Origin of the sequence: Musicola paradisiaca NCPPB 2511 (assembly GCF_000400505.1) — a bacterium.
Classification (GTDB): domain Bacteria; phylum Pseudomonadota; class Gammaproteobacteria; order Enterobacterales; family Enterobacteriaceae; genus Musicola; species Musicola paradisiaca.
In genome coordinates, this window is sequence record NZ_CM001857.1 from 1,842,291 (window position 1) to 1,862,973 (window position 20,683).

Consider the following 20,683-nt stretch of genomic DNA (forward strand, 5'->3'; position numbering starts at 1 on the left):
AGAATGAATGTAGCGGCACTAGTACAATGATGTTTCACCCGTCGGGCGAGTTTTGAAGCGTCGATGTAGCCACATGTATTGGTCTGGTGCCAACAGAATATTTTTTTCAATAATCTTGTTCATCCACGCCGCAGTAGACTCTTCGCTCTCCAGCGGGAACGCCAGTTCTGCGGGTTGAATCAGCAACTCATAACCTTTGCCGTCAGGTAAACGGCGGGGGACAAAGGGCACGATCGCAGGTTTGGCGGCCCGGGCTAGCATATAACTGCCTACCGTCGTCGCGGCTTTATCTACCGCAAACAGAGGAACAAAAACACTGCTGCGTGGGCCGTAATCATGATCCGGGGCGTACCATATAATCTCACCCTGTTTCAAGGCTCTGATCATGCCTTTGATATCTTTGCGATCCAACATAGATTTATTCGAGCGCATTCTTCCCCATGTTTGCAGCCAATCGAGCAATTTGTTGTCGTTCGGACGATAAACGCCAATCCCCGCGTTTTGCATACCGAAGATCCGCGCACCTAATTCCAGCGTGAGAAAATGTAGCCCGATCAGCAAAATGCCCCGTTTTTGTTCACGCAACGGGAGCATGTGCTCAATACCACTTACGCTGAACCAGCGATTAATCCGCCAGTCGGGCCAAAACCATGCCATACCGGTTTCCATCAACCCCATACCGACAGATTCGAAATTTTTTTCACCAGGATGAGTCGCTCTGCTTCAGACATATTTGGGAAGCAGAGCTGCAGATTACGATCAGCAATCCTGGCCCGCCGTTTGAGAACGGACATGGACAAACGGCCCAACGCGGTGCCAAGGCGATAGATGACGGGATAGGGCAGTAAAACCAGCAGATAGAGCACAATAATCCCCAACCAGGTGAGCCAATAGCGAGGGTGCAGCAAAGAACGATTAAAAGAAGGGAGTTGTGTCATAGCGTAATTAAATAGTGAAAACTGTTGATGGATAACCTGCCGTCGTCGGCACCTGAAGCCGGTGGTTGAAACCCCCACCTATTTTTACTAACAAAATCAATGTGCCGTCATGATAACACCGGTAAAAAATAGAGTTTAATCTTTGATGACAGATTCCGATGAGGGATATGTGCCACTTGGTACTCGCACCCGGACGAACTGATTTGCATCGGGCATGGGGTAATTAATTCAATTTTTTTGAAATATGCCATGGGCATATCGCGGCTCGCTGCGCCAAAATTGTGGGGGCACGCTGACTTCTGCGTTGAGGCGGGCTGCTGCATGCCAGGGCCAGCGAGGGTCGAACAATATCGCACGTGCCAGTGCCACTGCGTCGGCATCGCCGGTGGCAACAATGGCTTCTGCCTGTTCGGGTTCGGTTATCAAACCGACGGCGATCGTCGTGATCCCTGTTTGTCGACGAATTTCCCGCGCATAGGGAACCTGATAGTTCGGGTAAACAGTGAGTTGTTGGCGTGGGGATAAACCGCCACTTGAGACATGGATGAAGTCGCAATCCAATTGGCGCAACAGATGCGCTAATTCAAGTGATTGAGCCAAATCCCATCCACCTTCAACGCCGTCGGTCGCAGAAATCCGGACGCCAATCGCTTTGTGCCGGGGGAATACTTCCCGGACGGCTGTATATACTTCACGTAGAAAACGCATGCGGTTTTGCAATGAGCCCCCGTACTCATCATCACGCTGGTTCGTCAGCGGTGAAAGGAACTGATGTAATAGGTAGCCATGTGCCGCATGCAATTCGATTAAATCGAATCCCAGACGGTCTGCCCGCCGGGCCGAAGCGGCAAAAGCATCGATCAGATCTTTAATTTGGCTGTGGCTCAGCGCAACTGGCGCGGCATCATCGGGATGATAAGGTAGCGGCGACGGGGCGACTGTCGGCCAGCCGCCGAGCTCCGGCGCTAACCATGCACGACCAGACCAGGGGACATCCGTCGATGCTTTACGCCCGGCATGAGCAAGCTGAATACCCAGAGGGATGGTCGAATATTTACGGATACCGCGGATTATCGGGATCAATGAGCGTTCGGTGTCATCATCCCATAGGCCCAGATCACGGGGAGATATGCGGCCTTCGGGCACGACAGCGGTCGCTTCAATAATCAGCAAGCCTGCACCGGAATGCGATAAATTGCCCAGGTGCATCATATGCCATTCGGTAGCCCGGCCATCTTCGGCGGAATACTGACACATCGGTGCGATGATGATGCGATTGGGTAGCGTCAGATTGCCGAGTGTTATCGGGGTAAATAGTTGACTCATGAGAGCTGCCTCCTTGAGGAATTAATCCTGATGTTTGGAGTATTGCCAGAGACAGCGAAGTTGCCAACTAATTATTTTGTATTCGGATACCCCTTCGTTCACGACAGCGGATGTTTGCTTGTGTATGATTTTGACGCTTTGTTAACGAAGTGTGTTTGGGTTTTAACATGAATGACAGCAAGGATATTAACACCATGCCAGTGTTACATAACCGGGTTTCCAATGAAGAACTGAAAGCGCGTATGCTGGCTGAGACCGAGCCGCGAACCACGGTATCTTTTTACAAATATTTTTCGTTGGATGATCCACAGTCTTTTCGCGATGCACTTTATATCGCCTTGGTCGACTTAAAAGTCTTCGGCCGCATTTATATTGCGCGAGAAGGGATCAATGCCCAAATTAGCGTCCCAGCCAGCCATTTTGAACGTTTCAGATGCACGTTATTTGCGGCACACCCTGCATTGGTCGGCATCAGACTTAATGTCGCGCTTCAGGATGACGGCAAGTCTTTTTGGGTTCTGCGTATTAAGGTGCGTGATCGAATAGTGGCCGACGGCATTGACGATCCGTCTTTCGACCCATGCAAGGTCGGGCAGTATCTCAACGCTGCGGAGGTTAATCGCATGGCTGCTGATCCCGACACGTTGTTTATCGACATGCGTAATCATTATGAGTATGAAGTCGGGCATTTTGAACATGCCATTGAGGTTCCATCCGATACTTTTCGGGAACAATTGCCAATGGCGGTGGATATGCTGGCCAGGGAAAAAGATAAAAATATTGTCATGTACTGTACGGGTGGAATACGTTGTGAAAAAGCCAGCGCTTATATGCGCCATAATGGTTTTAAGCATGTTTTTCATATCGAGGGTGGAATTATTGAGTATGTGCGCCAGGCTAACGCTCTGGGATTACCGGTTAAGTTCATCGGGAAAAACTTTGTCTTTGATGAACGGATGGGGGAACGCGTCTCGGAGGATGTCATTGCACATTGCCATCAGTGTGGCGAGCCTTGCGATACACATACCAATTGTCGTAATCAGGGATGTCACTTGTTGTTTATTCAATGCCAGTCCTGTGCGGAAAAATATAAAGGCTGTTGCAGTCAAGAGTGCCTTGATGAAACGGCTTTACCGCCGGCGGAACAACGTCGGCGCCGACAATTGAGAGAATCTCGGATGAATGTTTTTAATAAATCCAGAGGTTTTATGCGTGAGTCATTGCATATTCCCGATACGGATAAAAAATCGTAACGATAAAATCGTACAGGAAGGCTCACCTAATATCTTGGGTTACTTTTGATGAGGATCTTAAGATAACCCACAAGTGATCTACCTGAGGGGGAATATAAGGAAGGCGCAATGAGTCAAATAAGTGAGTTACAAGATAAAGAAGAGCTATACATCCCGGATGCTATCATGGATGGCATATTTTTCAGCTATATCGGGTGATTTTCTGCTCGAGCGCTTTTTACTATAACGACCGAATTGAGCTAATGAATGATGAACGCCGCTAGGTTAAGCGGCGTTGGTTATAAAAAATCAGGCATGGTGTCTATAAAAATATTAATGTTTCAGATAATCAGTTGGTTGATAATCGTTAGACTCAATTTTGGCAATACCGGCTTCAAGAATAGAGATAAGCTGCCTTGCCACATCGGTTGTCAACCACAGAGTACGGTCGACTTGAGCTTCATCTGGCGTTTGATCGGCTGCGGAAAGGTAGTGCAGACGAATCATCATGGCGTCATAACTGTCAACGGTACTGATATCCCAACCCACAAGCGGATGAGTCTGAATAACTTCATTTTTTCTGTCCATAAATACCCCTTAATGACTAGTTACTAACGTGAGTGACTAAACGAGGTTTAAGGCGGCTCTTGTCTGTTGAGCAATATCAGTATATCTCTGCCCTCATCATTTATGGAGACGTATTATAGAAAAATTTGAATATTTGACGGAGGGCATTATTCAGTTCCGACAGGAGGAACCGTACAAACATTGATTTGGTCGAAAAACAACCATGACTTAAACGCCAATAAATATTCATGTTGATAATTGTTGAATTATTAAGCGTTCTCACGAAGTAAGCATCGCAGATATCTATATTTATCATTATGAATGTGAACGATTTTATTCATTAGACTGAAACCAGTCATCGGCACTTTCCCATGTTTCTTGCAAAATCTCCGATACCCTTTCCTTATCGCTTTTATCGCCGCCGAGGACGCTCAGGTTGTTGGATGAAGCGTAACGAATAGAGACAGGCGCATTCGGATATATGCTACTAATCCGGCGGTTTAATTCTTTAGTCAATGCATCCAGGGCGCCGGTGGGTAAAAGAGTGGTTTTGGCAATAGTGATCTCAATACGCATGATGGTTCTCCATAATAGCGGGTGCTGTTTTTTTATACAGTAACTGCTAGTGGTTCGCAAGTGGCGTAATGGTTGGAAATGTTCTGCGGATGCGTGTAAAAAGCGGATTATCTAGAGAGAGGTTCCTTTCCTGAAACCTCGCTCTGCATTTCTTTGCCATCCTGGCTTAAATGTACGTCTACTGGGCTTTAGAAACACCCATACATATTAGATAAGTCGTGCTGACCAATCGAGTGTCTGCCCGGCCAGGAAAGGAATGAGCGTCTCTCCGTCTGCCACAATTTCTGCCGGAAACTGTTCAGGTGTTCGATGTAATTCGATGAATGTCTCATTGATCGGTAAACCATAAAAACGTGGGCCGTTCAACGAACAAAACGCTTCCAGTTTATCTAACGCATTCAGCTCCTCAAACACGGTAGCGTAAGCGCTTAATGCGGCCTGAGCATTGAATACTCCAGCGCAACCACAGGATGATTCTTTGCGATGCTTAGCATGGGGCGCGGAATCGGTGCCCAGGAAAAATTTTTCGGAGCCGCTGGCGACAGCACGACGTAACGCCTGTTGGTGCACGTTGCGCTTGAGTATGGGCAGGCAGTAGAGGTGAGGACGTATGCCGCCGACCAGCATGTGATTGCGGTTGAACATCAGGTGCTGTGGGGTGATGGTTGCCGCAATGAATCGGTCAGACTCCAGCACATAATCGGCCGCCTCCTGGGTGGTGATGTGCTCGAAAATGACTTTGAGCTCCGGAAAATCGTTGCGCAAAGGGCGCATAACCCGCTCAATGAAGTAGGCTTCGCGATCGAAGATATCGATATCTGGATCGGTCACTTCCCCATGGACCAGCAGCGGCATGCCTGATTTCTGCATTTGTTCCAATACCGGATAAATGGCCTTGATATTGGATACGCCATGGCTGGAGTTGGTGGTGGCATGGGCCGGGTAGAGTTTGGCGGCGGTGAAGACCCCCTGTTCATGACCGAGAGCGATTTCTTGCTTATCCAATGATTCAGTCAGGTAACAGGTCATCAGCGGCTGAAAGTTATCGCCCGTGGGCAGCGCGGCGAGAATACGTTGCCGATATGCCTGAGCCTGGGCGATGGTGGTCACGGGAGGCGCCAAATTCGGCATGACGATGGCGCGGCCAAAGAAGCGACTGGTGTAAGGCAATACTGCTTTCAGCATCTGATCATCGCGCAGATGGAGGTGCCAGTCGTCAGGGCGGCGGATTTTCAAAACAGGGGGAGAAAACGTCATGGAAATGCTCCGGCAGTTTGTCGTTTGATGGGTATGGCGGTGATTCGGCGGGGGATAAGGATAAGCGGAAAGAGGCTTCAATGCATCCATTTGCTGTGAAATGGTTGAAATTGACCGGCGGTTGGCTTTCTATAGTGAAACATTCAAACACCAGGATGATATCTGGAGATTTATTATGGAAATTCGCATTGTTGCCAGCGTACAGGCAAAGCTTGATTTTATTGAAGAAGTCGCTTCAGCCGTGAGGAACGTCGTGCCACTGAGCCGTCAGGAAGCAGGAAACCTGCAATATGAACTGCATGAAGAGATCAACAAACCAGGCGTATTCGTTTTCTTTGAGCGGTGGCGAGATAAAGACGCGATCAACGTTCATGAACAGACGGCACATTTCCGTGAATTGGTCGCCCAACTAGAGGGAAAAATCGAAGGTATGGACATCAAATTGTTGAAGCCCGTTTCTGATATAGCATCAAAATAATAATGCCCGACATATGTCGGGCATTCAGCGTAAAACGACACCGGTGATGCTAGTGTCGTTTTTTTACGTCGAGCGATTACTCTTCCGGTTGGGTGGCCGGCGCGCTGGACTGATTGACTGCAGAATGCCCGCCCGCAGCGCCTTTGCCAGAGAACTGATAAGCCGGACGTTGCCAGTCGCTGATGTGCGGTGCATCCGGAATATAAGCCGGTGCAGGGGCTTTCGTCATTGGCGCTGTCGCGTGTCGCGGGTGGCGCAGCGGTTCGTCACTGCTAATCGTCGGCACAACGTTACCTGCAGTTTCTTCGGCCGATGCGACAACACTCTGAACCTCGGTTTGCATTTCGGCCTGAGTATCCTGCTCGGAAGCGGTGGCGATATGATGCGTTACCGGTGCGATTTTCTCGTCAGTCGCGACGGGCGATGGCATCACGGCAACCGCTTCTTCCGTGGGTTCCAGAACATCGACATCGGCGGTAGCAATCGACGGTTCAACAATCGACGGTTCAACAATCGGCTGTGGTTCAACAATCGGCTGCAGTTCAGCATCGTTCTGTGACGGAATGGTTAATTCCATGGAAACGGTTGCTGGCTCTACTGGCTGTGTTGTGGCTTCCGCTACGGCGCTTTCTTCATGTTGAAACGCAGCGGGTATTTCGACAGGGGTCGAGATAATACTAGCCTGTTCAGTCACTTCCTGAATGATGTCCGCATCACCATTATTCTGTTCGAAGACCTCTGCCACCACAGGCTGAACCACCGGATAATGAACCCACACCTTACCAGATGCCATTTCCGGCGAGGCGGATGCCTGTACCAACGGCATAGGCGACACGATAGGATAGCGTTCATCACGATAGCGGCGACGACGTTGGCCGCTCACCCGCAAATGACGGGGAGAACGACGGGAACGACGCGGCAAGCCGTTTTCACGAGGCGTCTCTGTATTTACATCAATTTCAGCCGCTTCCGCAGTATCGGCAACCGGTACAAGGGTAACAGGAGCTTCCAGCAATGGCAGTGCAGTTCCGGCATCGGAAGAAACAGGAGTGACGCTGTCGCTTTCAGTGCGTTCGTCAGTATTGTTAATGCGAATCTTCTGACTTAACTGACGACGCTGGCGCCGAACCATCACTGGCGCGGGTTTTTCCTGATCGGCGGATGTTTCATCATCGATTTCGGTCACGCTGCCATTCAGATCCTTGATTTCCTGCTGAGCCTGACGTTTGTCTTCCTGACGACGGCGCTGACGCTCCACACGTTGTTCTCGACGCTGCTCGTCTCGGGCGTCGCGGTCAGGTGTTTTATCCTGAACGTCTTCAATGACAGTCTCTGTGGGTTCTGGCGCAGCAGCCTGCTGCGCGCGCTTAGCCCGGCGCTGCTCGTCGCGCTCACGTGGTTCGCGATTATCCCGTTGCCCGCGATCTCTGCGATTTGATTGACGGCGCCCATTTCGTCGTTCCTGTTTCTGCTCTTCTTCCGTATGGACTGCTGCGATTTCTTCTGGCTTCACATCCGCTTCGGCTGCGCCGCCAAACAGATTTTTCAATGCGCCTATCATACGGCCCAGTATGCCTGGGCGTTCGGTGCCAGTGCTGGTCGTGCTGTTCGACGTTTCCTGTACCGGCTGCTGAGATTCAACAGGAGGAATATCTGGAATGGTGAATGATGCCAGTGCGGGTTGTTCCGGCATCTTCCTCTCTGGCGCAGGTTCATCGCTGGTTTGCTGTGTTTCCGACTCCAGCAATTGCGGCAACATATAACTCAACGCCTGTTTTTCTTCGCCTTTACGGATGCGAAGAACAGAATAATGCGGGGTTTCCATGCCATCGTGCGGCACGATGATTGCGCGAACGCCGCCTTGACGTTTTTCAATCGCATTAACCGCATCGCGTTTTTCATTCAGCAAGTAGGACGCGATAGGTACTGGCACGATGGCATGCACTTCTTGCGTATTTTCTTTCAGCGCCTCTTCTTCAATCAGTCGCAGGATAGACAGCGACAGCGATTCATTGTCGCGAATCGTGCCGGTGCCGCTACAACGCGGACAGACGTGATGGCTGGACTCACCCAGCGACGGACTCAGGCGCTGACGAGACATCTCCAGCAGACCAAAACGGGAAATCCTGCCGATCTGGATGCGGGCGCGATCCTGGCGGACAGCTTCCCGCAGGCGGTTTTCCACCTCGCGCTGATGACGAACCGGGGTCATATCAATAAAGTCGATGACGATCAATCCACCCAAATCACGCAGACGGAGTTGGCGTGCAATTTCGTCGGCGGCTTCCAGGTTGGTATTAAATGCCGTCTCTTCGATATCACCGCCACGGGTTGCGCGTGCCGAGTTGATATCGATAGCGGTCAGCGCTTCGGTGGTGTCGATAACAATTGAACCGCCGGAAGGCAGACGCACTTCGCGCTGGAAAGCGGACTCAATTTGAGATTCGATTTGATAATGGCTGAACAACGGGATCTCGCCGGTGTACAGTTTGATTTTGCTGCTGAAGTCAGGACGGCCCAACGCCGCAATATGCTCCTTGGCCAGTTCCAGAACTTTGGGGTTATCGATAAGAATTTCGCCGATATCCGGGCGCAGATAATCACGGAAAGCGCGAACAATAACATTGCTCTCCTGATGAATCAGGAATGGCGCCGAGCGCCCTTCAGCCGCTTTCTTGATGGCCTCCCAGTGTTTGAGACGGAATGCCAGATCCCACTGCAACGCATCAGCCGATTTGCCGACGCCGGCGGTTCTGACGATCAACCCCATACCGTCAGGCAACTGCAATGCGCTCAGCGCTTCTTTCAGCTCGGTACGGTCATCACCTTCGATGCGGCGGGAAATGCCGCCGGCTCTGGGGTTGTTTGGCATAAGAACCAGATAACTGCCCGCAAGGCTGATAAATGTGGTTAGTGCTGCCCCTTTGTTGCCGCGTTCTTCCTTATCTACCTGAACAATCACTTCCTGGCCTTCACGCAAAACATCTTTGATGTTAGGGCGGCCATGGGATGAGTAATTGTTGGGAAAATATTCGCGAGCGATTTCTTTAAGAGGAAGGAAACCGTGTCGTTCAGCGCCATAATCAACGAAGGCCGCTTCCAGACTGGGTTCGATGCGCGTAATTTTACCTTTGTAAATATTCGCTTTTTTTTGCTCATGTCCTGGACTTTCGATATCCAGATCGTAAAGCCGTTGACCATCAACCAAAGCAACACGCAACTCTTCTTGCTGAGTTGCGTTAATCAACATTCTTTTCATCGCGATTTAACTCATTATTTTTACTTGCATTATTGATAGAGCTGCAGGCAAGCACGGCGAGTGACCGGGGAAAACCGATGGCCTCGAGTCTTATCGCAAGGACGCCAACCTCACGGTTGTCGCCTGCATAGAGGCGCATGTTTCGGTAGCCTGTATTTCCTGATGGAACACAGCGCGTTTACTGCGGGAACAGCTTCTGAAAATAGGTTGCCAGATCTGATTCCATTTGCCGGCCAAGCTGCAAACCACAGCTCGCTAACTGCCTGATTACACAATACGTCTTACGCCATTGCTGCGTTTATGTGTAATCCGGCAAATATAATAATTCCGCAATTTCCCTTGTTTAACTGGGAATCAGCACGGAAGTCCATACATTATTCCATTGCTGATGCTCGTATAGCAAGGTGACTTTGCCTGTCATTACTCAGATTAGTGTGCTGTTTTTAATCAAACTGGTGTGGATTCCTGCTAACAGCAATCGTTTCACAAACAGTAACACTCTCTTCATAAGCCAGAGTGACAGTTAAGCATAGAAAAAGATGTGGCGCTATCAGTCTGCGCTCTTTAGAATCCGCCTCCATGAAAACAGAGAATCCAACCGTACAATTCATGACGATTTCCTCCGAGGAAGCTGGTCAGCGAATCGACAACTTTTTGCGTGTGCGCCTGAAAGGTGTGCCTAAAAGCATGATTTATCGCATTCTGCGTAAAGGTGAAGTGCGGATAAATAAAAAGCGCGTAAAACCGGAATATAAGTTACTTGACGGCGATGAGGTTCGTATCCCTCCCGTGCGTCAATCTGAACGCGACGTGCCTGAGGTGTCTGCCAGTCTGGACAAAGTATCCTCTCTGACTCATTGCATTCTCTATGAAGATGACTATCTGTTGGTGCTGAATAAACCGTCGGGAACGGCTGTTCACGGTGGTAGTGGATTGAGTTTCGGTGTGATTGAGGGGCTCCGGGCGCTGCGCCCTGAAGCGCGTTTTCTTGAGTTAGTACATCGGCTCGATCGCGATACGTCTGGCGTCCTTTTGGTGGCCAAAAAGCGCTCAGCTTTGCGTGCGCTCCATGAGCAGTTACGTAGTAAAGGTATGCAGAAAGATTATCTGGCTCTGGTCAGGGGACAGTGGCAATCGCACTGTAAATCCGTGCAGGCGCCGTTGCTTAAAAATATTCTGAAAAGCGGGGAGCGTATCGTGCGGGTCAATGGCGAAGGTAAGCCTTCCGAAACCTTGTTTAAGGTTGAAGAACGGTTTGATTGCGCGACGTTGGTCAAAGCCAGCCCGGTAACTGGCCGAACCCATCAGATTAGAGTCCATGCCCAATATGCGGGACATCCGATCGCGTTTGACGATCGTTATGGAGATCGCGCGTTCGATCAACAGCTTGCCGATACCGGGTTGAAGCGGCTTTTTTTGCACGCGCATGCGCTACGGCTTGAGCATCCGCATACAGGGGAGACATTACGCTTTGAGGCCCCCCTGGACGATGCGTTGCGCCGTTGCTTGCAATTGTTGCGTCAGCGCAGCGGGAAGTAAAAAATAAACCTGCCATCGGCAGGTTTATTTTTTATGCGGGTCAGTCTGACTCCAGCGGATTCACACCTTCCTGCCGCAACATCGCTAATAGAGCAATCAGCGGCAACCCGACTAATGTATTGGGGTCGCGGCCTGATAGCCGGTCAAACAGCGTAATGCCCAACCCTTCGCTCTTGAAACTGCCTGCACAATCGAGCGGTTGTTCCTTAGATAGGTAAGATTTGATCTCTTTCTCCGTCAATGTCCGGAAACCGACAGTGAACGTCTCCACGGTGCTTTGCATTTTATTACTTCGGCTATTGAGCAGGGCAAGGCCGGTATAAAAAATAATATTGTTCCCACTAGCCTGCTGTAATTGGCGAATCGCATTTTCCGTCGTGTGGGGTTTACCGGTGATTTGACCGTTGAGAACGCAAACCTGATCGCTGCCGATAATCAGATGGTTCGGGTAATGCGAAGCCAGCGCCATAGCCTTACTTTCTGCCAGGCGGAGCACGAGATCGGCGGCGTTTTCACCTGAACGTGGCGTCTCGTCGATATTCGGAGCGGCGCAAATATAAGAGAGCGCTATTTTTTGCAGTAAAGCCTTGCGATAACTTGATGTAGAGGCAAGTACAATTTGGAACATAATTTTTGGTAAACCCTTGGCGTAATCATGTGATGCATTTTAAACTGTGCGCCGCTTTATAAGCGAATTCCGGTGAAAGTGTTTATCACCACCTTTTTCTTTGACTCTGTGTCGTTACGACGTTAATATGCGCGCCCTATGCAAAAGGTAAAATTACCCTTAACCCTTGATGCGGTTCGCACTGCTCAAAAGCGTTTAGATTATGTTGGTATCTATGTCGCTGAACAGTTGATGCGTGTTGCCGAATCGGTGGTTAGTGTGGATAGCGATGTTGACGCAGTGTTGTCATTCAGCATTGATAGTCAGCGATTGGCCGTTATCAACGGGCATGCTGATGTCAGGGTGACTTTGCTGTGCCAGCGCTGTGGCAAGCCTTTCGAACATCAGGTCCACACTACGTTCTGTTTTAGCCCGGTCACCAGTGACGAACAGGCCGAAGCTTTGCCGGAAACGTATGAACCAATCGAAGTCGATGAGTTCGGAGAGGTTGATTTGCTGGCAATGATCGAAGATGAGATCATCCTTTCTTTGCCTATCGCACCGGTGCATGATTCTGAACACTGTGAAGTGTCCGAAACGGAGATGGTGTTCGGTGAATTACCCGCTGAAGCGGAAAAACCGAATCCGTTTGCCGTGTTAGCCAGTTTAAAGCGTAAGTAATTAAGGAGTAAGGTCCATGGCCGTACAACAGAATAAACCCAGCCGTTCCAAACGTGGTATGCGTCGTGCTCACGATGCTCTGACCACCTCAGCTGTATCTGTAGATAAAGTTTCTGGTGAAACTCATCTGCGCCACCACGTCACTGCGGATGGTTATTACCGCGGTCGTAAGGTGATCGCTAAGTAATTCCTGCCATTTCAGCAAGGAAATACTTTGACGCGCCTGACCCTGGCGTTAGATGCGATGGGCGGGGACTTCGGATCCTGCGTCACAGTGCCTGCTGCATTGCAGGCACTGGCTTCTCATCCAAGCCTCCAGTTGTTGCTGGTTGGCGATCCTTCTGCGCTTACTCCATTACTTGCCAAAGTCGATTCTTCGTTGCTCTCCCGTCTGGAAATTGTGTCGGCCGAATCAGTTATTGCTAATGATGCTCGCCCATCTCAGGCTATTCGCGCCAGTCGGGGAACATCCATGCGGGTCGCATTGGAGTTGATAAAAGAAGGTCGAGCCCAGGCATGTGTAAGTGCGGGGAATACGGGTGCCCTGATGGGGCTGGCGAAATTATTGTTAAGGCCGATCGAGGGAATTGATCGGCCCGCTTTGGTCTCGATGCTTCCGCATCAACAACATGGCCGAACGGTAGTGTTGGATCTTGGCGCCAATGTAGCATGCGACGGTGCAATGTTAGTTCAGTTCGCGGTTATGGGTGCTGTGATGGCGGAAGAGGTGTTGGGCGTGAGTAATCCTCGCGTAGCGCTTTTAAACATCGGTGAAGAAGAAAGCAAAGGCGTTGATAGCATTCGGGATGCCGCCGCGCGATTAAAGATTACACCTTCGATTAACTACATCGGCTATCTCGAAGGTAATGAATTGCTGACCGGCAAAACGGATGTGATGGTCTGTGACGGCTTTGTGGGTAATGTCACATTGAAAACTATGGAAGGTGTGGTGAGGATGTTCCTGTCTCTTCTGAAACAAGGGAGCGGTGGCGTAGGAGAACGAAATCGGCAACCCTGGTGGTTAAAATGGTTGGGCCGTTGGTTACAAAGACGACTGGTTCGACGTTTTGGGCACCTGAACCCTGACCACTATAATGGCGCATGTCTGTTAGGATTACGTGGAACTGTAATCAAAAGCCACGGTGCTGCGAACCAAAATGCGTTTGCGGTAGCTATTGAACAGGCAATGCAGGCAGTGCAGCGGCAGCTTCCAGAACGGATTGCGGCTCGGCTAAAGACTGTATTACCCAAGAGTGACTGAGCGTACATGTATACAAAAATTATCGGAACGGGAAGTTATTTACCCGCACAAATCAGGACGAACGCTGATTTAGAGAAGATGGTGGATACGTCGGACGAATGGATTGTCACACGCACCGGTATCCGTGAGCGTCGTATTGCTGCGCCAGACGAGAATGTCGCCACGATGGGCTGCCTTGCTGCAAAGCAAGCGCTTGATATGGCGGGAATCGATAAGAACCGAATTGGCTTGTTGATTGTTGCAACCACCTCTTCATCGCATGCATTTCCCAGTTCTGCCTGCCAGATTCAGCATATGCTGGATATCGACGATACGATTGCTTTCGATCTGGCCGCTGCGTGTGCGGGTTTCACTTACGCTTTGAGTGTCGCTGATCAGTACGTGAAGAGCGGGGCGGTGGATTATGCCCTGGTCATCGGCTCTGATGCGTTGTCCAGAGCGTTGGATCCAAACGATCGTGGAACGATTATTTTGTTTGGTGATGGTGCTGGTGCTGTTCTTCTGGGGCGTTCGGAAGAACCCGGTATTATCACGACCCACTTGCATGCTAACGGGCGTTATGGCGAATTGCTTGCTCTTCCGCATCAGGATCGCCGCAAATCAGAGTCAGCATATCTGACGATGGCTGGCAATGAAGTGTTTAAAGTCGCGGTAACAGAGCTTGCTCATATTGTAGAAGAAACGCTGGATGCATCCGGTTTCGCAAAAAACCAGCTTGACTGGCTGGTTCCACATCAGGCGAACCTCCGTATCATCAGTGCAACGGCTAAGAAGTTAGGCATGGGACTGGATAAAGTTGTCGTGACGCTGGATCGTCATGGCAACACGTCTGCAGCATCCGTGCCTTCTGCGCTGGATGAGGCAGTTCGCGACGGACGTATTAAACGTGGTCAGTTGATTCTGCTGGAAGCTTTTGGTGGCGGGTTCACCTGGGGTTCTGCTCTGGTTCGTTTTTGATTAATCAGGACGTTTTGATATGACGCAATTTGCAATGGTATTTCCCGGACAAGGCTCTCAGTCTGTAGGCATGTTGGCTGAATTGGCCGAGAAGTTTCCGCTGGTCAAAGAAACTTTTGATGAAGCCTCTTCCGTACTGGGGTATGACCTTTGGCAACTGTCCCAACAGGGGCCGGCTGAAGAACTGAACAAAACCTGGCAGACCCAACCTGCGCTGTTGACTGCCTCAGTTGCGATTTGGCGAGTGTGGCAGCAGCAAGGGGGCGAGCGTCCAGCTCTGCTGTCGGGCCATAGTCTCGGAGAATATTCGGCTCTGGTTTGCGCCGGGGTACTGGATTTCAAACAAGCAGTCAGTTTGGTTGAATTGCGCGGTAGGCTGATGCAGGAAGCGGTACCGGAAGGATCAGGGGCTATGTATGCCATCATCGGCCTTGATAATGACGCCATCACCAAAGCTTGCGCCGAAACGGCGCAAGGGCAGGTTGTTTCTCCGGTAAACTTCAATTCTCCTGGACAAGTTGTGATCGCCGGGGATAAAGCGGCTGTCGAGCGTGCTGGTGCTGCTTGTAAAGCGGCAGGCGCCAAGCGAGCGTTGCCGCTGCCGGTCAGCGTTCCTTCCCATTGCGCGTTGATGGAACCTGCGGCCTTTAGACTGGAAGAAGCATTGAAGGCTATTACGTTCAATGCTCCGCAGATTCCAGTCGTCAATAATGTGGATGTTCGTACAGAAACCACACCAGAAGCTATTCGTAGCGCACTGGTTCGTCAACTGTATAACCCGGTTCGCTGGACCGAGTGTGTCGAGTTTATGGCATCCCAGGGCGTAGAGCACCTGATTGAAGTTGGTCCTGGTAAGGTACTGACAGGGCTGATAAAACGTATCGTTGACAGTCTGACTGCTACGGCGATTAATGATCCCGCTTCTTTATCAACAGCGCTTGAACAGTAAAAACGGTGAAGATAATGAGTTTTAAAGGAAAAATTGCTCTGGTGACCGGAGCGAGTCGTGGTATTGGCCGGGCTATCGCTGAAACGTTGGTTGCCCGTGGCGCAACAGTAATTGGTACGGCTACCAGTGAAAAAGGCGCTGCGGAAATCAGCAGCTGGCTGGGAGAGAAAGGCAAAGGATATATGCTGAACGTCACAGACGTGACGTCAATCGAGCAGGTTTTATCCGCTATTCAGAAAGAATTCGGTGACATTGACATTCTGGTTAATAATGCAGGTATTACTCGCGATAACCTGTTGATTCGCATGAAAGATGAAGAATGGAAAGAGGTGCTGGAAACGAATTTAAGTTCAGTATTCCGTCTCTCCAAAGCCGTATTGCGCGCCATGATGAAGAAACGTTTTGGCCGCATTATCACCGTTGGATCCGTCATCGGTACACGTGGGAATGCAGGGCAAGCTAACTATGCGGCAGCGAAGGCTGGTCTGGTTGGATTCAGTAAATCCCTGGCATATGAAGTGGCTTCGCGTGGAATTACCGTAAATGTGGTAGCTCCTGGTTTTATTGAAACCGATATGACCCGAGCATTGACAGACGAACAACGTGCGGGCATTTTGGCGGATGTTCCTGCCAATCGCCTGGGTGATGCCAAAGAAATCGCCAGTGCTGTGGCGTTCCTAGCCTCTGACGAGGCTGGCTACATTACCGGCGAGACATTGCATGTCAATGGTGGCATGTATATGATCTGACGAGTACCACAGTAATTTGCGTTAATTTGCAGCGAAAACTGCAAAAAAGCACAAAATCTTGGTTCGACCAGTCTTGATTTTGTTGCATCTTTTTCAACATTTTATACACTACGAAAACCGTCGCGAAAGCGAGTTTTGATAGGAAATTTAAGAGTATGAGCACTATCGAAGAACGCGTTAAGAAAATCATCGTTGAGCAGTTGGGTGTTAAACCGGAAGAAGTGGTAAACAACGCATCTTTCGTTGATGACTTGGGCGCTGATTCTCTTGACACTGTTGAGCTGGTAATGGCACTGGAAGAAGAGTTCGATACCGAGATTCCAGACGAAGAAGCTGAGAAAATCACTACTGTTCAGGCAGCCATCGATTTTATTCAGGCTAATCAGCAGTAATCGAACATATCTAGGCGGTCATTCGACCGCCTAAGTTTTCTTTAATACCTCAGTATCATCTATTTCCCTCCCTGGAGGATCAGCGTGTCTAAGCGTCGAGTAGTTGTGACTGGTCTGGGCATGTTATCCCCTGTCGGCAACATGGTGGAATCCACCTGGAATGCACTCCTTGCCGGTCAGAGTGGTATCAGCTTGATTGACCATTTTGATACTAGTGCCTATGCAACGCGTTTTGCTGGCTTAGTAAAGGATTTTAATAGTGAAGACTTCATCTCGCGTAAAGAAGCCCGCAAGATGGACGCCTTTATTCAATATGGAATTGTAGCCGGCATTCAGGCCATGCGGGACTCTGGTCTTGAGGTGACAGAATCGAATGCTCCTCGTATCGGGGCGGCTATCGGTTCCGGAATTGGCGGTTTGGGTCTGATCGAAGAAAATCACGGGGCGTTAGTTCATGGCGGCCCGCGAAAAATCAGCCCGTTTTTTGTGCCTTCTACGATTGTAAACATGGTCGCAGGGCATCTGACGATCCTGTTCGGCTTGCGTGGCCCGAGTATTTCGATCGCCACAGCCTGTACCTCTGGTGTTCACAATATCGGTCATGCCGCACGTATCATTGCGTACAATGACGCCGATGTGATGTTGGCCGGCGGCGCAGAGAAGGCCAGTACACCGCTGGGTGTAGGCGGCTTCGGCGCGGCACGTGCGCTTTCAACCCGTAATGACAACCCTCAGGTAGCCAGCCGTCCGTGGGATAAAGATCGCGATGGGTTCGTATTGGGTGATGGCGCAGGCATTCTGGTATTGGAAGAGTATGAGCATGCCAAAAAACGCGGTGCAAAAATTTATGCCGAGATCGTCGGTTTTGGGATGAGCAGCGATGCTTATCACATGACGTCTCCGCCGGAGAATGGCGCCGGCGCAGCGCTGGCGATGGAGAATGCACTGCGTGACGCAGGGATCTCTGCGGCGCAGATAGGCTATATCAATGCGCATGGTACATCGACATCAGCAGGGGATAAGGCTGAAACCCAGGCGGTGAAATCGGTCTTCGGCGCGGATGCTTCTCGTGTGCTGGTCAGTTCTACCAAGTCTATGACGGGGCACCTGTTAGGCGCAGCCGGTGCGGTAGAGTCTATTTTCAGCATCCTGGCGTTGCGCGATCAGGCGGTTCCACCCACGATTAACCTGGATAACCCGGATGAAGGGTGTGATCTGGACTTCGTGCCTCATGAAGCCCGTCAGGTTTCCGGTATGGAGTACACCTTGTGTAACTCCTTCGGTTTCGGCGGAACCAACGGTTCAGTGGTATTCCGTAAAGTCTGACGCGATATGTTGCGTTTCAAGAGCCCGGTTCTGCCGGGCTTTTTTTTGTCTGTATAAAATAGGACGTTACTGGTTGCTGATGGTATGGCGAGCTGACAGGCTAGCTGGCGGATAAAGGAGATAGCGTATGTGGTGGATTGACGGAGTTCAGGAACAAGCGCTGTCTGTGCTGGATCGCAGCGCACAGTTCGGCGATGGTTGCTTTACAACGGCCAGAGTATCGCATGGCCGGATTATCTGGCTGGAGCGCCATCTTCAACGTTTGCAGCAGGCCGCTGAACGGTTACGTTTACCAGAGATTGACTGGTTGCTTCTGCAACGGGAGATGGCGCAGGCGGCAGCGGGACAAGAAGAGGGTGTAGTCAAGGTTATTCTCAGCCGGGGACAAGGCGGGCGAGGGTATAGTCCTGCCGGATGTCATACGTCGGTACGGGTTGTGATGCAAACGGCTTATCCGGCGCACTATGCCCGGTGGCGTCAGGAGGGTATTTGCTTGTCGCTCAGTTCGGTGACGTTGGCCAAAAGTGCGTTATTGGCGGGCATAAAGCATCTGAACCGGCTGGAGCAGGTGTTTATCCGCATGGATCTCGAACAGTCCGGCGCTGATGAGGCACTGGTGCTTGACACTTCCGGGGCGCTGGTGGAATGCTGTGCCGCCAATCTGTTCTGGCGTAAAGGACGTCGCGTTTTCACGCCGGATCTTTCGCTCTCGGGCGTGAATGGCGTGGCCCGGCAACACATCATGGCAGTGCTGGCATCGACGGATCTCCGGGTGCAGGAAGTCACGGCGCCGCTGGACGTATTGGCGGACGCGGATGAGGTTTTGATCTGCAATGCGCTGATGCCGGTCATTCCCGTCAATCAGGCCCATACCTGGCATTATCGCTCAAGAGAGTTGTTTGATTTCCTGAGCCCTCAATGTGAGTCGTAGCGTTTTATGAAGAAGATGAAAATAGGTGCGCTGATCGTCGCGCTGCTGGCAGTCATCCTGTTCAGCATGTGGAAACAGTTGCAGCAGTTTGCCGAGTCGCCTCTGGCTATCGGGCAGGAAACTCTGTTTACGCTCCCTGCCGGTACCGGGCGGGAAGGTTTGGAAAAACTGTTGACTGAACAGCAAGTGATCACTCGTGGTCAGTGGTTGCCCTGGCTGTTTTATCTGGAGCCGGCGTTAGCGTCGTTCAAAGCAGGTACCTATCGTTTCATGCCGGGTATGAAGGTTCGAGAAATGCTGGCGCTTTTGGCGAGTGGCAAAGAAGCGCAGTTTCCCCTGCGTTTCGTCGAAGGTTCGCGCCTGCGAGATTGGATGGAAATACTCCGTACCGCGCCATATCTAAAACACACGTTGGAGGGCAAGACTCCGCAGGACGTTGCCGAATCGCTTGGATTAAAAGACAAGAACAATCCTGAGGGTTGGTTTTACCCCGATACGTATCTGCACACTGCCGGAATGAGTGATAAAGCCATCTTGCAACGTGCCCACCAGCGCATGGAAAAAATGGTTAATGATGTCTGGCAAGGGCGAGACGAGGGATTACCTTATCAGACCGCAGATGAGCTGCTGATTATGGCGTCCCTGATTGAAAAGGAAACCGCCGTTAGCGATGAGAGGCCATTGGTGGCATCGGTATTTATCAATCGACTACGAGCCGGCATGAAGCTCCAGACGGATCCGACGGTCATCTACGGCATGGGGGATAGCTATTCCGGCGTCATCACACGCAGTGCGCTGGAGGCCGCATCACCTTACAATACTTACGTGATCGCCGGTTTGCCGCCGACGCCGATCGCCATGCCGGGTAAGGCGTCGCTGGAGGCTGCAGCGCATCCGGCCAAAACCGATTACCTCTATTTTGTCGCAGATGGGAAAGGCGGCCACACATTTACGACCAACCTCAATGATCATAATCGCGCCGTGAAGGAGTACCGCTCCACACAGGCAGCCGCCGGAAAAGAGAAACATGAACAGTAAATTTATCGTTATCGAAGGGCTTGAGGGCGCGGGGAAAACCAGCGCCCGCACGGTGGTGGTGGACGGGTTGGCGGCGTTCGGCATTCGGGATGTGGTTTTCACCCGCGAGCCTGGCGGTACACCGGTGGCTGAAAAACTGCGTGAGTTGATTAAACAGGGCGTTGACGGCGAACCCCTGACCGACAAGGCTGAATTGCTGATGTTGTATGCCGCCCGCGTACAGTTGGTTGAGAATGTCATCAAACCCGCGCTGGCGCGGGGAGCCTGGGTCGTGGGGGATCGTCACGATCTTTCCTCACAGGCCTATCAGGGCGGCGGCCGAGGTATTGATGCCCGCTTGTTATCGTCGCTCAGGGATATTGTATTAGGGGGATTTTTCGACCGGATCTGACGCTTTATCTCGACTTGCCGCCGGCACTGGGGTTGCAGCGCGCTCGTCAGCGCGGCGAGCTTGATCGCATCGAGCAGGAGTCGCTGACGTTTTTCGAACGTACTCGAGCGCGTTACCAACAACTGGCGGCCAGTGATAACTCGATTGTGACTATTGATGCTTCGCGCGCCATAGACCAGGTCAGCATGTCGATTCATCAGGCACTGGGAAACTGGCTGACTGCTTTAGG

Annotated in this window: 19 protein-coding genes and 2 pseudogenes; 14 read left to right on the forward strand and 7 right to left on the reverse strand. The window is 51.0% G+C overall.

Features of this window, described 5'->3' with window-relative positions:
• Window positions 1-18: 18 nt before the first annotated feature.
• Together DPA2511_RS21330 and DPA2511_RS08105 are read right to left on the reverse strand one after the other, a co-directional pair.
• Window positions 19-938: pseudogene (locus tag DPA2511_RS21330) on the reverse strand (Kdo(2)-lipid IV(A) acyltransferase).
• A 228-nt stretch (window positions 939-1,166) separates the two neighbouring features.
• Window positions 1,167-2,264: an NADH:flavin oxidoreductase/NADH oxidase gene (locus tag DPA2511_RS08105; RefSeq protein WP_012765189.1), complete on the reverse strand. Its 1,098-nt coding sequence runs from the start codon at window positions 2,262-2,264 to the stop codon at window positions 1,167-1,169.
• A gap of 194 nt (window positions 2,265-2,458) precedes the next feature.
• On the opposite strand from DPA2511_RS08105, the gene trhO reads away from it, so the two are divergent.
• Window positions 2,459-3,517 (forward strand): oxygen-dependent tRNA uridine(34) hydroxylase TrhO, encoded by a 1,059-nt coding sequence (trhO, locus tag DPA2511_RS08110; RefSeq protein WP_012765190.1) that lies wholly within the window; start codon window positions 2,459-2,461, stop codon window positions 3,515-3,517.
• Between the two features lie 312 nt (window positions 3,518-3,829).
• Here trhO and bssS read toward each other — a convergent pair whose 3' ends face one another.
• The 3 genes from bssS to pyrC form a co-directional block, all read right to left on the reverse strand.
• Complete coding sequence (gene bssS, locus DPA2511_RS08120) at window positions 3,830-4,084, reverse strand: biofilm formation regulator BssS (protein ID WP_012765191.1); 255 nt, start codon at window positions 4,082-4,084, stop codon at window positions 3,830-3,832.
• A gap of 312 nt (window positions 4,085-4,396) precedes the next feature.
• The gene (gene dinI / locus DPA2511_RS08125) at window positions 4,397-4,639 is read right to left on the reverse strand and encodes a DNA damage-inducible protein I (RefSeq protein ID WP_012765192.1); all 243 of its coding nucleotides are present in this window, start codon (window positions 4,637-4,639) and stop codon (window positions 4,397-4,399) included.
• 207 nt (window positions 4,640-4,846) lie between these two features.
• Complete coding sequence (pyrC, locus tag DPA2511_RS08130; RefSeq protein ID WP_012765193.1) at window positions 4,847-5,896, reverse strand: dihydroorotase; 1,050 nt, start codon at window positions 5,894-5,896, stop codon at window positions 4,847-4,849.
• A 175-nt stretch (window positions 5,897-6,071) separates the two neighbouring features.
• Between pyrC and DPA2511_RS08135 the strand changes: the two genes are divergently transcribed.
• On the forward strand, window positions 6,072-6,374 hold the full coding sequence (locus DPA2511_RS08135) for a putative quinol monooxygenase (protein WP_012765194.1): 303 nt from the start codon (window positions 6,072-6,074) through the stop codon (window positions 6,372-6,374).
• A 76-nt stretch (window positions 6,375-6,450) separates the two neighbouring features.
• On the opposite strand, the gene rne is transcribed toward DPA2511_RS08135, so the two are convergent.
• On the reverse strand, window positions 6,451-9,633 hold the full coding sequence (rne, locus tag DPA2511_RS08140) for a ribonuclease E (RefSeq protein ID WP_012765195.1): 3,183 nt from the start codon (window positions 9,631-9,633) through the stop codon (window positions 6,451-6,453).
• A gap of 579 nt (window positions 9,634-10,212) precedes the next feature.
• On the opposite strand from rne, the gene rluC reads away from it, so the two are divergent.
• Window positions 10,213-11,172 (forward strand): 23S rRNA pseudouridine(955/2504/2580) synthase RluC, encoded by a 960-nt coding sequence (rluC, locus tag DPA2511_RS08145; protein WP_012765196.1) that lies wholly within the window; start codon window positions 10,213-10,215, stop codon window positions 11,170-11,172.
• A 40-nt stretch (window positions 11,173-11,212) separates the two neighbouring features.
• Here rluC and DPA2511_RS08150 read toward each other — a convergent pair whose 3' ends face one another.
• Window positions 11,213-11,800: a Maf family protein gene (locus DPA2511_RS08150; RefSeq protein WP_012765197.1), complete on the reverse strand. Its 588-nt coding sequence runs from the start codon at window positions 11,798-11,800 to the stop codon at window positions 11,213-11,215.
• A 138-nt stretch (window positions 11,801-11,938) separates the two neighbouring features.
• Between DPA2511_RS08150 and yceD the strand changes: the two genes are divergently transcribed.
• The 11 genes and pseudogenes from yceD to tmk all read left to right on the forward strand — a co-directional run.
• Entirely contained in the window at window positions 11,939-12,460 is a 522-nt protein-coding gene (gene yceD / locus DPA2511_RS08155; RefSeq protein ID WP_012765198.1) for a 23S rRNA accumulation protein YceD, read from the forward strand.
• A gap of 16 nt (window positions 12,461-12,476) precedes the next feature.
• Window positions 12,477-12,647 (forward strand): 50S ribosomal protein L32, encoded by a 171-nt coding sequence (gene rpmF, locus DPA2511_RS08160; protein ID WP_012765199.1) that lies wholly within the window; start codon window positions 12,477-12,479, stop codon window positions 12,645-12,647.
• A 27-nt stretch (window positions 12,648-12,674) separates the two neighbouring features.
• Window positions 12,675-13,721, forward strand: coding sequence for a phosphate acyltransferase PlsX (gene plsX / locus DPA2511_RS08165; protein WP_012765200.1), 1,047 nt, complete (start codon window positions 12,675-12,677; stop codon window positions 13,719-13,721).
• Window positions 13,722-13,727: 6 nt separating this feature from the next.
• Window positions 13,728-14,678, forward strand: a complete 951-nt coding sequence (locus DPA2511_RS08170; RefSeq protein ID WP_012765201.1) for a beta-ketoacyl-ACP synthase III — start codon at window positions 13,728-13,730, stop codon at window positions 14,676-14,678.
• A 19-nt stretch (window positions 14,679-14,697) separates the two neighbouring features.
• The gene (gene fabD / locus DPA2511_RS08175) at window positions 14,698-15,627 is read left to right on the forward strand and encodes an ACP S-malonyltransferase (protein WP_012765202.1); all 930 of its coding nucleotides are present in this window, start codon (window positions 14,698-14,700) and stop codon (window positions 15,625-15,627) included.
• 14 nt (window positions 15,628-15,641) lie between these two features.
• Window positions 15,642-16,376: a 3-oxoacyl-ACP reductase FabG gene (fabG, locus tag DPA2511_RS08180; RefSeq protein WP_012765203.1), complete on the forward strand. Its 735-nt coding sequence runs from the start codon at window positions 15,642-15,644 to the stop codon at window positions 16,374-16,376.
• Window positions 16,377-16,531: 155 nt separating this feature from the next.
• Window positions 16,532-16,768, forward strand: coding sequence for an acyl carrier protein (gene acpP, locus DPA2511_RS08185; RefSeq protein WP_012765204.1), 237 nt, complete (start codon window positions 16,532-16,534; stop codon window positions 16,766-16,768).
• An 84-nt stretch (window positions 16,769-16,852) separates the two neighbouring features.
• Window positions 16,853-18,094, forward strand: coding sequence for a beta-ketoacyl-ACP synthase II (gene fabF, locus DPA2511_RS08190; protein WP_012765205.1), 1,242 nt, complete (start codon window positions 16,853-16,855; stop codon window positions 18,092-18,094).
• Window positions 18,095-18,221: 127 nt separating this feature from the next.
• Window positions 18,222-19,025: an aminodeoxychorismate lyase gene (gene pabC, locus DPA2511_RS08195; RefSeq protein WP_012765206.1), complete on the forward strand. Its 804-nt coding sequence runs from the start codon at window positions 18,222-18,224 to the stop codon at window positions 19,023-19,025.
• A 6-nt stretch (window positions 19,026-19,031) separates the two neighbouring features.
• The gene (gene mltG / locus DPA2511_RS08200) at window positions 19,032-20,063 is read left to right on the forward strand and encodes an endolytic transglycosylase MltG (RefSeq protein ID WP_012765207.1); all 1,032 of its coding nucleotides are present in this window, start codon (window positions 19,032-19,034) and stop codon (window positions 20,061-20,063) included.
• A pseudogene (gene tmk / locus DPA2511_RS21335) lies at window positions 20,053-20,683 on the forward strand (dTMP kinase); the annotation flags it as partial. The gene mltG and the pseudogene tmk, both read left to right, overlap by 11 nt.

What these genes read in the sequence shown, in the direction of transcription:
- DPA2511_RS08105 (WP_012765189.1), bottom strand. Translation starts at nt 2,264, where the DNA reads ATGAGTCAACTATTTACCCCGATAACACTCGGCAATCTGACGCTACCC.
- trhO (WP_012765190.1), top strand. Translation starts at nt 2,459, where the DNA reads ATGCCAGTGTTACATAACCGGGTTTCCAATGAAGAACTGAAAGCGCGT.
- bssS (WP_012765191.1), bottom strand. Translation starts at nt 4,084, where the DNA reads ATGGACAGAAAAAATGAAGTTATTCAGACTCATCCGCTTGTGGGTTGG.
- dinI (WP_012765192.1), bottom strand. Translation starts at nt 4,639, where the DNA reads ATGCGTATTGAGATCACTATTGCCAAAACCACTCTTTTACCCACCGGC.
- pyrC (WP_012765193.1), bottom strand. Translation starts at nt 5,896, where the DNA reads ATGACGTTTTCTCCCCCTGTTTTGAAAATCCGCCGCCCTGACGACTGG.
- DPA2511_RS08135 (WP_012765194.1), top strand. Translation starts at nt 6,072, where the DNA reads ATGGAAATTCGCATTGTTGCCAGCGTACAGGCAAAGCTTGATTTTATT.
- rne (WP_012765195.1), bottom strand. Translation starts at nt 9,633, where the DNA reads ATGAAAAGAATGTTGATTAACGCAACTCAGCAAGAAGAGTTGCGTGTT.
- rluC (WP_012765196.1), top strand. Translation starts at nt 10,213, where the DNA reads ATGAAAACAGAGAATCCAACCGTACAATTCATGACGATTTCCTCCGAG.
- DPA2511_RS08150 (WP_012765197.1), bottom strand. Translation starts at nt 11,800, where the DNA reads ATGTTCCAAATTGTACTTGCCTCTACATCAAGTTATCGCAAGGCTTTA.
- yceD (WP_012765198.1), top strand. Translation starts at nt 11,939, where the DNA reads ATGCAAAAGGTAAAATTACCCTTAACCCTTGATGCGGTTCGCACTGCT.
- rpmF (WP_012765199.1), top strand. Translation starts at nt 12,477, where the DNA reads ATGGCCGTACAACAGAATAAACCCAGCCGTTCCAAACGTGGTATGCGT.
- DPA2511_RS08170 (WP_012765201.1), top strand. Translation starts at nt 13,728, where the DNA reads ATGTATACAAAAATTATCGGAACGGGAAGTTATTTACCCGCACAAATC.
- fabD (WP_012765202.1), top strand. Translation starts at nt 14,698, where the DNA reads ATGACGCAATTTGCAATGGTATTTCCCGGACAAGGCTCTCAGTCTGTA.
- fabG (WP_012765203.1), top strand. Translation starts at nt 15,642, where the DNA reads ATGAGTTTTAAAGGAAAAATTGCTCTGGTGACCGGAGCGAGTCGTGGT.
- acpP (WP_012765204.1), top strand. Translation starts at nt 16,532, where the DNA reads ATGAGCACTATCGAAGAACGCGTTAAGAAAATCATCGTTGAGCAGTTG.
- pabC (WP_012765206.1), top strand. Translation starts at nt 18,222, where the DNA reads ATGTGGTGGATTGACGGAGTTCAGGAACAAGCGCTGTCTGTGCTGGAT.
- mltG (WP_012765207.1), top strand. Translation starts at nt 19,032, where the DNA reads ATGAAGAAGATGAAAATAGGTGCGCTGATCGTCGCGCTGCTGGCAGTC.